This window comes from Acinetobacter sp. TY1 (assembly GCF_048551395.1).
In the GTDB taxonomy this organism is placed as follows: domain Bacteria; phylum Pseudomonadota; class Gammaproteobacteria; order Pseudomonadales; family Moraxellaceae; genus Acinetobacter.
Genome location: NZ_JBLYZK010000004.1, coordinates 37,535 through 50,190, shown reverse-complemented (window position 1 = coordinate 50,190; position 12,656 = coordinate 37,535). Strand labels below are relative to the sequence as shown.

At 38.9% G+C, this 12,656-nt stretch carries 12 protein-coding genes; 5 read left to right on the top strand and 7 right to left on the bottom strand.

What is annotated here, in order from left to right; translation table 11 throughout:
• Nucleotides 1-3: 3 nt before the first annotated feature.
• Nucleotides 4-549, top strand: a complete 546-nt coding sequence (locus tag ACK2M2_RS03815; protein WP_409510731.1) for a VTT domain-containing protein — start codon at nucleotides 4-6, stop codon at nucleotides 547-549.
• 56 nt (nucleotides 550-605) lie between these two features.
• On the opposite strand, the gene ACK2M2_RS03810 is transcribed toward ACK2M2_RS03815, so the two are convergent.
• The 4 genes from ACK2M2_RS03810 to ACK2M2_RS03795 form a co-directional block, all read right to left on the bottom strand.
• Nucleotides 606-824, bottom strand: coding sequence for a hypothetical protein (locus tag ACK2M2_RS03810; protein ID WP_419346165.1), 219 nt, complete (start codon nucleotides 822-824; stop codon nucleotides 606-608).
• A gap of 186 nt (nucleotides 825-1,010) precedes the next feature.
• Entirely contained in the window at nucleotides 1,011-1,634 is a 624-nt protein-coding gene (blhA, locus tag ACK2M2_RS03805) for a cell division protein BlhA (RefSeq protein ID WP_419346164.1), read from the bottom strand.
• A gap of 45 nt (nucleotides 1,635-1,679) precedes the next feature.
• Entirely contained in the window at nucleotides 1,680-2,087 is a 408-nt protein-coding gene (locus tag ACK2M2_RS03800) for a DNA polymerase III subunit chi (protein ID WP_419346163.1), read from the bottom strand.
• Nucleotides 2,080-3,528, bottom strand: a complete 1,449-nt coding sequence (locus tag ACK2M2_RS03795; protein WP_419346284.1) for a leucyl aminopeptidase — start codon at nucleotides 3,526-3,528, stop codon at nucleotides 2,080-2,082. The genes ACK2M2_RS03800 and ACK2M2_RS03795 overlap by 8 nt, the downstream gene beginning before the upstream one ends.
• Nucleotides 3,529-3,702: 174 nt before the next feature.
• Between ACK2M2_RS03795 and lptF the strand changes: the two genes are divergently transcribed.
• The 4 genes from lptF (at nucleotide 3,703) to ACK2M2_RS03775 (ending at nucleotide 8,804) form a co-directional block, all read left to right on the top strand.
• Nucleotides 3,703-4,803, top strand: coding sequence for an LPS export ABC transporter permease LptF (lptF, locus tag ACK2M2_RS03790; protein WP_419346162.1), 1,101 nt, complete (start codon nucleotides 3,703-3,705; stop codon nucleotides 4,801-4,803).
• Nucleotides 4,803-5,873, top strand: coding sequence for an LPS export ABC transporter permease LptG (gene lptG, locus ACK2M2_RS03785; protein ID WP_409510736.1), 1,071 nt, complete (start codon nucleotides 4,803-4,805; stop codon nucleotides 5,871-5,873). The genes lptF and lptG overlap by 1 nt, the downstream gene beginning before the upstream one ends.
• A gap of 187 nt (nucleotides 5,874-6,060) precedes the next feature.
• Nucleotides 6,061-7,605: a 2,3-bisphosphoglycerate-independent phosphoglycerate mutase gene (gene gpmI, locus ACK2M2_RS03780; RefSeq protein WP_419346161.1), complete on the top strand. Its 1,545-nt coding sequence runs from the start codon at nucleotides 6,061-6,063 to the stop codon at nucleotides 7,603-7,605.
• 29 nt (nucleotides 7,606-7,634) lie between these two features.
• On the top strand, nucleotides 7,635-8,804 hold the full coding sequence (locus ACK2M2_RS03775; RefSeq protein ID WP_409510738.1) for a S41 family peptidase: 1,170 nt from the start codon (nucleotides 7,635-7,637) through the stop codon (nucleotides 8,802-8,804).
• A 72-nt stretch (nucleotides 8,805-8,876) separates the two neighbouring features.
• Here the strand turns inward: ACK2M2_RS03775 and ACK2M2_RS03770 are convergent, their stop codons facing one another.
• From ACK2M2_RS03770 to ACK2M2_RS03760, 3 genes are read right to left on the bottom strand one after another with little or no spacing between them, the layout of a single operon-like run.
• Complete coding sequence (locus ACK2M2_RS03770) at nucleotides 8,877-10,301, bottom strand: sigma-54-dependent transcriptional regulator (RefSeq protein WP_419346160.1); 1,425 nt, start codon at nucleotides 10,299-10,301, stop codon at nucleotides 8,877-8,879.
• An 18-nt stretch (nucleotides 10,302-10,319) separates the two neighbouring features.
• The gene (locus ACK2M2_RS03765) at nucleotides 10,320-11,888 is read right to left on the bottom strand and encodes a sensor histidine kinase (RefSeq protein WP_409510740.1); all 1,569 of its coding nucleotides are present in this window, start codon (nucleotides 11,886-11,888) and stop codon (nucleotides 10,320-10,322) included.
• 45 nt (nucleotides 11,889-11,933) lie between these two features.
• On the bottom strand, nucleotides 11,934-12,569 hold the full coding sequence (locus ACK2M2_RS03760; RefSeq protein ID WP_409510741.1) for a response regulator: 636 nt from the start codon (nucleotides 12,567-12,569) through the stop codon (nucleotides 11,934-11,936).
• Between the last annotated feature and the right edge of the window lie 87 nt (nucleotides 12,570-12,656).

Genomic DNA, 12,656 nt, shown 5'->3' with positions numbered 1-12,656 from the left:
GGATTGATTGATTTTTTACTACATTTAGAACAGTTTTTGCCCATGTTATTAGAAAACTATGGCTTGTGGATTTATGCCATTTTATTTTTGATTGTTTTTGCAGAAACGGGTTCTGTATTTATGTTTTTCCTACCCGGTGATAGTTTACTGATTGCTGTGGGTGCATTGTGTTCAACAGCAGAGTCGGTACATTTGCACTATATGGGATTATTGTTATTTATTGCATCGGTATTAGGCTATATCGTCAATTATTTTACTGGTCGAGTGTTGGGATTTAAGTTTTTTCATGCGCATTCACGAATTTTTAAGCCCGAATATATTCAGAAAACCAATTATTACTTCCAAAAACATGGTGGTATGACCATTTTATTTGCCCGTTTTATTCCATTTGTACGGTCATTTGCACCTTTTGCTGCCGGTGCAGGGCATATGAAACTGCCTGTTTTTATGATGTATAACGTACTTGGCGGACTGATTTGGATTGCCCTATTGCTTGGCATTGGCTATGGTGCAGGAAATTTATTATCTTTATTATTTGACGCTATTTAATCTATATTTTATTTAAAAAGCCCTGATGGGCTTTTTTGTTTTCTAACAAAACATATTTAGTGCTTGATAATGGTTAGTGAGGTATGACCGATGTACGAATTCGTTTGACCTTCTTCAAGTAAAGAAAAATGTCCTTTGTCTGATTCACGGCTTAAAAAAACTGAAATACATTGAAAGTCGGTACGACTAATCAATAAGTCTTGTACGGAAAGCGTCCATTGTTCGCCAGTATGCAGTTGATGAATATGATTTGAAATTCGATTGAGTGTATCCATTTTATATCCCCTAACAATGCAATATGATTCAAAAAAATATACATTTTGAATGCCATCATCAATTGAGTTAGCGTTCTTTCAAACCTAGCATTGATGATTTTGGTACTTGGTATGATGATGTGACATAAAGATTGCATTTTGGTGACAGTAAAATGAAACTATTAGCATTAAAATAGATAAGCTAATCTATATTTCTGCTGAAAACTTTGAATTTTCTAAAATGTAATCAATTTCATCTTTTGCCGCAGCTTTGAGTTTATTGCGAAATGCATTCACAGCTTCTTCAATCGAAGTTTCAGCTTCAAGTTCTAAACGTAAACGTACACTTTCAAGCTCGGAAAGAATTTCGTCATCTTGAATACGTGAGCGTGGGTTAGAAAAATCAATTGCAGGATATTCAGGATTTTTGCTATAGCGTTGGCTTTGTTGCGCAATTTCATCATCAATCACTTGACGCAAAGTATTGAGTGATTGGGTTTGTGCATAAAACTGCTGTAATTCATCTTGTTGTAATTGCAAATTATAAGCTTGCTGTTTTGCACGTTTATCTGCTAGTGATTTTTCTAGTGCGAGTTGCTTTCGTATGCGGGCTTCTTCAACGAGTTGTGCTTTTAAATCAGCATAAGCTTGATCGACTTGTAACTGTGCAACTTGAAGGGCACGTCGGTCATTGTCTATCCACTTTTCAATGTTTGTTGACGGTTGCAACAAATCACAGATACGATTGAGGTCATCAAAAAACGACTGACGTACAGCATTCGGTGCATCAAGCCACCGCTTTTTAAAGTCCTGACCGACATTTAGTGCCACAATGTATCTCCTAGAAAAGTATGAATTTAAAATTCATCTTCATCTTTATAATTTAAAGGTTTGCGGTTGTACGCCAAGACCACGATAAGTTTTGAACTTTTCTCTACCGATGATTTTCGCTTGTTCATCATTTTCGATGATTTCAATAATGTGATCAAACTGGGTCATATTTTCAAGCGCTTGATTGTTAAAATTAAATACAATCCAATCATTTTCTGTTGGTAAATCTGCCGAAATACAAATGGGTGCAGTTGTGTCCTGTATACCATGTGGCAGAAAACTTGTCGGATCAAATGACCATAGCAGCTCATCAAGTTCTTGCTGTACTTTTGGATCAGGGCAATGTAGCCAAATGCGTGCAGATTGACGCAAAATTTTACGACATAAACGACAAGTGCTTTGCACTTGTCGTTCAGGACTTTTTTCAAACAGATAAAAGCTAATTTTAGCCATTAGACTGTGCACGATTAGCAAGCAATTGCATTAAAAGTGGCACAGGACGACCCGTAGCACCTTTGTTTGCACCTGAGTTCCAAGCAGAACCTGCAATATCTAAATGTGCCCAACGGTAGTCACGCGTGAAGCGCTGTAGGAAACAAGCCGCTGTCACTGCACCAGCTTTAGGGCCGCCAATGTTAGCGATATCTGCAAATGGTGAGTCTAATTGTTCTTGATAATCATCCCATACTGGCAAGCGCCATACACGGTCAAATGAGTTTTGACCCGCCGCAGTAATTTCAGCCGCAAGTTCATCATCAGGAGTAAATAGACCTGAAACTACTGAACCAAGTGCAACCACACACGCACCTGTTAATGTCGCAATATCAATGACTAATGCAGGATTGAAGCGTTTGATATAGGTTAGTGTATCGCACAGTACTAAACGACCTTCAGCATCAGTATTTAAAATTTCAACCGTTTGACCACTCATTGTGGTAACGATATCACCTGGACGTGTTGCACTGCCTGATGGCATGTTTTCAGCCGCAGCCAAAGCACCAACAACATGAATAGGTAATTTAGATTCACATAAAGCACGTAGAGTCCCTAAAACAGATGCTGCACCGCACATGTCGAATTTCATTTCGTCCATGCCTGCGCCTGGTTTAAGTGAAATACCACCTGTATCAAAGGTGACACCTTTACCGACCAAAACAATTGGTGCTTGGTCAATATTTGACATATATTCAAGGGTGATTACACGACCTGGACGGTCTGAACCTTTGCTCACAGCAAGAAAAGCATTCATGCCTAAGTCAGCCAATTGCTGTTCTTCAAGTACAGTGACTTTCAGTAGATCAGGGAACTCTTCTGCCAGCGCAAGTGCTTGCTCCGCTAAATATTCAGGGAAACAGATATTTCCTGGGCAGTTACCCAAATCACGAGCAAAGTTCTGACCATTTTGTACAGCTTCAATCAGGCTGAGTTGTTGCGCTGTTAATGTTGAATTGGTTGCGATGAGTTCAATATGATTGAGTGCAAATTCATTCTTCTTCGATTTGTACTCATCATAGGCATAAGCTGCTTGAGTCAGGTTCAAAGCAAGTAAATAATGTAGCTCCGAAGGGACAGCTGAAATATCAACACTGATTTTTGCACATTTTTTTTGTGACGCTTTGATAATGGTTTGTGCGATTTTTGCTAACTTCGCTGCTTTTAATTCCGTTGCTTTATCTAGACCAATGAGCGTACTGTTTAATTGTGCAGGAACTTTCCCGATAAGCGGTAAAATCTCATTGAAACCCGCTTTAAATTGTGTCGCTTGAGCTAAAGAATCTAAATCATTGATTTGATATGTTGTTTTAACTATTTGTTGTTGTTCTGAATCGACAAGAATCAACAATGACTGACTCTCTGATGCTGTTGTATAAGTTGTATTGAGCGTAAGTTTCATATGCAGTAACGTGCCTGAACGAGGTTGTAAAACATTAAACCATTGAACCACTGTCAATGGTAGAATTTCAATATGGTTTTATATTTTTAACATTCGGGTAAACTATTGATCCTGCCAAATTAAATTGATGGGCAGTGATTTTCGTTCCGATTAATCCGATTCTGGAAGATTACTTTGATTATAAGACGTTATCTCGTCAAGCAAGTGATGTCGACCTCGCTGGTTGTCATTTCACTCCTCACCCTGATTATGATGGGCGGGCGTTTGATCAAATATTTTGGTGTAGCGGCACAAGGGCGTCTTGATGCGAGTATTTTATTCAGCATCATCGGATATCGTTTACCTGAATTTTTAACCCTCATTTTACCGCTTGGTTTTTTTATTGGGTTGATGTTGGTTTTTGGACGTTTGTACGTTGACCATGAAATGGCGGTATTAAACGGCAGTGGCATAAGTCGGATTCAACTCGGGCGTTTACTGATTCCATTGACCGTGGTGTATATGGCTGTACAGACTGTCTTAATGGTGTGGATGTCGCCGTGGGGTATTCGTCAATTTGATCAATTGACAACAACACAAGCGGTACGGACAGGTTTTGATTTGGTACGTCCTAAAGAGTTTATTTCTTCGGGTGCATATACCATTTATGCGGGTGCATTGTCCGAAGATCGTAAGAATTTGAAAGATATTTTCTTCTATCAGCGTGCGACCCAAGAAGGTAAACCTGATGTGATGATCTTGGCAAAAGAAGCTACTCGTGTGCAAATGGATAATGATACTGCAAGTGTGGTTGACCTATTGCAAGGGCGTCGTTATGAGATTTATCCAGGTACACCGCAGTATTCTCAGGCAGAATTTCAGTCTTATCGTTTACGTTTAGAAAATAATAAAGAAGCTAAATTTGAAAGTAGTGATGTAGAAGCTTTGTCATTTGGTAAGTTGTGGCAAACTCGTGAAGATCCTGTGGTTGCGAGCGAACTAGGATGGCGTATTTTTGTGCCATTTAGTGTCGTTGTGGCATTAATGTTGGCAATTGCACTGTGTGAAGTGAGCCCACGTCAGGGGCGTTACTTAAAACTGTTTCCATCCCTATTGATCTTTGCAAGTTTGATTGTGGCATTGATGGCAGTGAAAACCCGTATTAGTAAAGATGAAATAGGTATTTGGGCATATCCTGCAGTTTTGGCGGTGTATGCTATTGCAGCGGCACTTTTTGCACGTAAACAAAAACTAGCACCGAAGTTGAAAAAACAAATTCAGCGAGTGAGATCATAATGTTAGCACGTCGAATTGTCGCAAAACACGTTACCAAAACGACCTTACTTGCCATGCTAGGTGCAACAGCAGTGTTGTCTGTACTTCAAGTACTCTTTACCTATTTGGCTGAATTAGGCGATCTTAATGATACTTATAGCGCTTGGGATGCATTTAAATTTGTGATGTGGGGTGCGCCACGTTATCTCTATGAAATTTTACCAATTTCAGCGCTCATTGGTGCAGTACTTGGTTTAGGCACCATGGCATCGAGTAGTGAACTGATTGTGATGCGTGCCGCAGGTATTAGCTTGTGGCGTATTGTCGGTTGGGTGATGCGTTCTGCATTGGTCTTGGTTTTACTCTCTTTTGTACTAAGCGAATGGATTGTTCCATATACCAATGAGCAAGCAAAAAGTGCTAAGAGTCATCGTAGTGTTGCAGCATTAGGTGAAGTAAAAGGTTATTGGACACGAGAAGGTCAGCGTTTCATATACATTGACTATGCCAACTCACAAGGTGAACTCAAACAAGTTCAAGTAGTCGATTTTGATCACGACTATCGTCTTGAAAATGTTGTAAATGCGGAACAAGGGCAGTTTGTTAAAGATGGCCAGTGGATTCTGAAAAATTCAGATCAAATGATTTTACAGCCCAATGGTAGTGCGGTTTTAAATCATGCAGATCAACAAGCTTTAGCTTTGGCATTGCAACCGAAATATGTACATATGGTGACCATTGATCCTGAAGATTTAGCACCAAGTCAGTTGGTAAGCTTCATGAAATATATGCATGAATATAGCCAAGTACCGAAAACCTATCAATTGGCATTTTGGCAAAAAGTGGGTTCACCTTTAGCATTGCTGATGTTGGTATTGATTGCATGTTCATTTATTTTTGGACCTTTGCGCCAACAATCGATGGGTTTCCGTTTGGTGATTGCACTCTTTGTCGGTTTAGGATTCTTCTATCTACAAGACTTCTTGGGCTATGCGAGTTTGGTATATTCACCATCTCCTGCATGGTTTGTATTCTTACCAATTGGAATCATGTTCGTGGTTGGAAGTTATTTGCTACATCGTGCGCGCTAAGCATTTAAAATATTTTGTTTGTCTTAATGATCTTTAAAACTAGATTTATTTATAACTTAAGTAATTTGAAATCCTGATCTACGTGATTTAGGATTTCCATGAAGCAAACATTGAGAGAACATAGAGTCTTACTGGGAAATTCGGTAAGATAGAATGATTAACTTGTAAACATTAAAGAGTGAAAATTATGACGGATGCAACTGCTGGCAAAATCCCGCACGTTCTAGTGATTATGGATGGTGTGGGTCATCGTGAAGCGGTCGAAGATAATGCGTTTTTAGCAGCAAAAACGCCAAATCTAACCATGATGCAGGATAAGCATCCGCATAGTTTGATTTCAGGTTCAGGTGAAGATGTGGGTTTGCCTGATGGTCAAATGGGCAACTCTGAAGTGGGTCACATGAACTTGGGTGCAGGTCGTGTGTTGTATCAAGATTTCACACGTATTACCAAAGATATTCGTACAGGTGATTTTTTCGAGCACGAAGTCCTTATCGATGCTGTTGAAAAAGCCAAAGCAGCAAATGGTGCAGTGCACATCATGGGCTTGTTGTCTCAAGGCGGTGTACACTCTCATGAAGATCATATTGTTGCGATGGTAGAGCTTGCACTAAAGCGTGGAGCAACCGTGTATTTACATGCTTTCCTTGATGGTCGAGATACACCACCACGTAGCGCACAGCCATCATTACAAAAATTAGATGCTGTCTTTGCTAAATATCCAAATCAAGGGCGGATTGCGACCATGATTGGTCGTTATTTTGCAATGGATCGTGACAACCGTTGGGATCGTGTTGAGCAAGCTTATCGTTTAATGACTGAAGGCGAAGCAGTACGTATTGCAACCTCTGCAACAGAAGGTTTAGAACTTGCTTATGCGGCAGGGGAAAATGACGAATTTGTCAAAGCAACTCGTATTGGTGATGTTGCGAAAGTATCTGATGGCGACAGCATTGTCTTTATGAACTTCCGTGCCGACCGTGCACGTGAAATTACCAAAGCATTTGTAGAAAAAGACTTTGCTAATTTTGAACGTAAAGTTGTGCCAAAACTTTCTAAATTTGTCATGTTGACACGCTATCAAGCAAGCATTGATGCACCTGTGGCTTATATGCCAGATGCACTTAAAAACTCGATTGGTGAATATCTATCAAGTTTAGGTAAAACTCAACTGCGTATTGCCGAAACTGAAAAATATGCACACGTTACATTCTTCTTTAGCGGTGGTCGTGAAGATGAGTATCCGGGTGAAAAACGTATTTTGATTCCATCGCCAAATGTTGCTACATATGATCTAAAACCAGAAATGAGTGCCATAGAAGTCACTGACGAATTGGTTGCTGCGGTCAATTCAGGCGAGTTCGATTTGTTGGTAGTGAACTATGCCAATGGTGATATGGTTGGGCATACTGGTGTGTTTGATGCTGCGGTTAAAGCGGTTGAAACAGTCGATACTTGTTTAGGTCGTTTGTATGAAGCTGTAATGGCGCGGAAAGGACATATGCTGATTACTGCCGATCATGGTAATGTTGAACAAATGCAAGATTACGTGAGTGGTCAAGTACATACCCAGCATACCACGGAACTTGTACCCTTTATCTATGTTGGCCCAACGGCTGCAACCATTGCCGACGGTGGTGTTCTTGCCGATGTTGCACCGACCCTATTGAGTTTGATGCAGTTACCTGTACCGAGTGATATGAAAGGTCGTAATCTCATTACATTAAAATAATATTGATATTCAATGCATCGGGTGAATGAATGCTACGGAACTGGAAATACATTACGGTTTTAACAGGTTTATTGATGAGTGCAAGTCATTCACTTTATGCAGCGGAATATGATGATTCTTTAGAAATGGATGATCCGGAGCAGAGCATTGCCGAAGTTCCAGTAGAGTCTATTGAACAATTTGTGCAAATTTATGGCACAGTCAAACAAAACTATGTCACTGAAAAATCGGATGATGCTTTATTTTTACAAGCGATCAAAGGTTTGGTTGGTGGCTTAGATCGATATTCACGTTATTTAAGTCCTGAAGAATATAAACAACTCGTTCAATATACTGAAAGTGATTTGGCGACAGTCGATTTTGAATTGAACTATGATAATCACAATCGTCAGTGGCAAATCAAAAATTTAACTGTAAATTCAGACTCTTATAAATTGGGTCTAAAAAATGGTTTTACCATTTTTAAACTCGATAATCAGGAACTCAAAAATCTGAACAGAGAACAAGTTGAAGATTTATTACATGGCTCAATAGGTTCGACTTTACAATTACAGCTCAATGCCAATAGTCCTGTAATGAGCATTGTGCGAAATAAAAAAATGGATGTGGCTGATATTGAAGCCACGCTATTGCACAACCAAGTCCTTGTTTTGCATGTACGAGTTTTTCAACAAGATACAGCCAATGAAATTAAGCGTTTAATTGAAGAAAATAATCCAAGTAAATTAAAAGCGGTACTGATTGATTTACGCAATAATCCAGGAGGATTGTTGTCATCTTCTGTTGAAACAGCAGATTTATTTTTAAATCAAGGCGTGATTGTTTCGACTAAAAGTCGCTCAGAAGGTGATCAACAATTTCAGGCATTGCCGGGCAATGAATTTCAGAATTTAAAACTTGGTATCCTTATCAATGGGCGTTCAGCTTCGGCAGCCGAAGTATTTACAGCCGCTTTGAAAGAGCATCAGCGTGCATGGGTCTTAGGTGAAAAAAGTTATGGGAAAGGTGTCGTACAAAAGCTCTTTCCACTTGCCAATGGTGCGGCTCTACAAATGACGGTATCGCATTATTTCACCCCAAAGGAAAGCATGATTGATGGTCAAGGGATTCGTCCCAATCAAGAATATGCATGGCCTTTAGATATGAAAGAAGATACTTATTTGAATAATGTTGCAGAGATGTTGATCAAGCATAAATAGCTTTAATTTATATAAAGTTAAATAAAAAATGAGGATGATTATCCTCATTTTTTTATTTAGATGACTTTCGTTTTAGTCATCATCAGTATCAAGTCCAAACTTTTTCAATCGATAACGAAGCGAACGGAAGGTCATACCGAGTTTCTTCGCAGCAAGTGTGCGGTTCCAATGGGTTTGATTCAAAGCATTGAGTAGAACTTCCTTTTCAACATTTTCAAGGAACTGTTCTAAACCTTCCTCAGGAATTTGTAAGGCATCACTTTTAGCCTTATCTACGGTTGAAATAGGTGTCACAGCCTCGTTGCTGGCTGTGTTATTCGGTTCGGTTTTCTGTAAAACACGCATAGGTGCAGATTGTAAGTGTTGTAAGTCAATCCGATCATCATCGCTCAGTGTAATGGCACGTTCCACAATATTGCGTAGTTCACGGACATTACCAGGATACTGTTGTTGTATTAAAAAATTGAGTGCTTTTTCGGTGAGTTTTTTATTTGGAATTCCCCATTCACGGCAAATTTGCGCTATAAAATGTGCTGCAAGCGCAGGAATATCACTTTTATGATCACGTAATGGGGGTAAAACGATATCCATGACATGAATACGGAAAAATAAATCCTGACGGAATTTACCTTGTTCAACTAAGCGTTCTAAGTCCTGATGGCTTGCACTAATAATACGAAAATCGACTTCAATCTCTTTATCACTGCCTAAAGGACGAATTTTCTTTTCTTGTACGGCACGCAATAGCTTGACTTGGGTTGCCATACTTAACTCGGCAATTTCATCTAAAAATAGACTACCGCCATTGGATGCTTGAATCAGCCCCTGTTTGTCTTGGGTTGCACCTGAAAAACAACCTTTAATGTGCCCAAACAATTCACTTTCGATTAGCTCATCTGAAATCGCGCCACAATTAATTGCGACAAAAGGACAATCACTACGATTACTGAGTTGGTGGATAAGATTGGCAACAACTTCTTTGCCTGTACCTGATTCTCCCGTAATGAATACTGGTGCTTGTGAGCGAGCAATTTTTTTAATGGCTTCACGAAGTTTCTGAATAAGATCAGAATCACCAATTAGCATACGATGTTCGAGTTGTAAATTTACTTCAGCATCGGCTTGTGGTACATGCAGTGCCTTTTGCATTAATTGATTCAAATGCATTTGATTAATGGGTTTACTGACAAAATCAAAAGCACCTGCTTTAAGTGCAGAAATCGCAATTTCCATATTGCCATAAGCGGTGAGTACGGCAATTGGGGTTTTTGGATAATGTTCAGAGACATGACGAACTAAATCTAAACCACTACCATCAGGTAAGTTTAAGTCGGTAATACAGGCATCATATTTATACTCTGTAAAAAAATAGCGTGCTTGTTGTAGATGATGTGCAATATGCGTTTTTATGCCCATGCGTGAGAGAGTCATTTGCATGAGTGTACATAGGTCAGGTTCATCATCGACCAATAAGACCAAAGATTGCTTTGTTGTCATATCCCCAAAAAACCTAATTTAATGTGTGAGTGGGCATTCAATTCGAAAGCATGCCCCTTGTTGTTTTTGCTCTACATAGACTAGTTTTGCCTGATTGGCTTCACATAGACTGTGTGATAGATATAATCCTAAACCAGTTCCATTGATTTCGGTACTGAAAAACGGTTGAAAAAGTTGCGATAAATCTTGTTTTGCGATGCCATGACCGAAATCGATCACATCAAAAAATAACATATTTTCTTGGGCATGGATATTGAGTTGAATAGCATTTGCATATTCTGGATTATGTCTTAAGGCATTACGTATGAGATTGACCAAAATTTGACGTAATTGTGATTCATCAAAGTAAATTTCATAGTTTGATTTTAGCTGCAGTTCAATTTGCGTTTGAGCATCATGTAAATCGTGTTGGAGTAAATCTTCAATAAAAATTTGGACATCAATGAGGCTCGTTTTGGTTTTTTTATTTCTTGCCATATCCAATGTATCTTTAATAATTTTATCAATACGTTGTGTTTGTTTAGCAATCATTTGATTGAGCATGATTTTTTGTTCTTCATCGCTATCTTGGTTTAACTCATTGGCTTGTGCAATGGCAGCTAGGGGATTGCGAATTTCATGAGCAATACTCGCTGAGAGTTGACCTAATGCTGCAAGTTTAAGTTGTTGTACATTTTGATTGAGTTTTTGTGCATCTTCAAGAACAAGTAAGGTTAAAGCCTGATGAGGCACAATCAGTTTTTGCACACGAATATCAACGGTATAAGAAGATTGCTTTGATTGGAATTGAAAGCGTTCACCATCTCTTAACGTTGCGTCTCTGAGATTTTCAAAAAGATCGGGTTGGAAGTTTGCTAAATGATACTGCTGATGTGCATAAAGTGATGAAATTCCGAGTAATGAACAAGCCGCAGGGTTACTGACTAAAATTTTACATTGCTCATCTAAGACCAAATAACCAACTTCAATTTGCTCTAAAATGTAGCGATTAATATTTTGTAATTTGAATAATTCAATTGATTGATGGCTGTTAAGTGATTCAAGTACTTGAAAGCGACGAATGGCAATCTGCCCAATGGCATGGACGACAAAAAACAAAAAAGCGAGGAAAACACTATTGCCGATATTATTTAAATTGGAATAATCAAAATAGCTACCAAAAAATTGTTGATAAACTACTGCAATGACGGCAGAAAGTGTTATGAGTAAGGCTTTATTGCGTGTCAGTAAAAAATTGGAGGCAAAAACCGTAATTACAAACAGTAGACCAATAGAAACATTCGGTCCGCCTAAGGCAAAGGTCAAAGTACTTAAAAAAATGACATCAATCGCAAAAATAGCAATCAATTGTGTTGAGATAGCACGAGGGAAAAATTTTAATAAGGCCAATTGTGCGGCACTTAAAATGGCGTAAATAATCAGTGAATATAAATACAGTCCAGGCGATTCATAGTGCAGTGTTTGATTATTTAACGTAAGTAAAAAAATCAGAATCAGGCTTGCAGATGTAATCAGCCGATAGCCCGTATATGACGATCCAAGTCGGTACATCGTCTGAGACATAGAAACGGATACCGATGGAGTCATAACGATGCTCGGATTTGTAATCAAATCAATTAAAGAAAGTTAGATTTAAGGTTTAATTAAACCGTAACGAATAGCAAGATGCGTCAGTTTTACATCGCTATCGATTGTCAATTTTTCAAAAATTCGATAACGATAAGTATTGACGGTTTTGACACTCACAAAAAGTTTATCGGAAATTTCTTGTGCGCTAATACAATTTACTACCATCATTGCCACTTGCATTTCTCGTTCAGATAATGCATCGAAAGGTGAGGTTTGTGTGTCGGAGAGATATGAACTTGCCAATTGTTCTGCAATATCGGCACTGAAATATTTACCGCCTTGCATAACTTTTTTAATGGCACGTAACATTTCTGTAATAGGTGCGCCTTTGGTAATATAGCCTCGAGCACCTGCTTTTAATAATAAGGATGGATAAGGCTCTTCAGCAAGTCCACTGACAGCAAGTACTTTGGTTTCTGGTGCAGTTTGGAGTAAGCGGCGAGTCGTTTCTACACCACCAATACCGGGCATGTTAACATCAAGCAAAACGACATTGGGGTGATGTTGGCGTACTAAGGCAATCGCTTCTTCGCCAGATTCAGCTTGACCAATCACTTGTACATCGACTTGATCTTCTAACATGCGACAGATCCCTGTACGCACTAATTCATGGTCATCAACGACGAGAACTGTAATCACATATCACCTCTATTAATGATTTTAATATCATGTTTTTTGTTACATAAAGCAAAATTCACTTGCAATGTCACAACAAAATTGGCAATG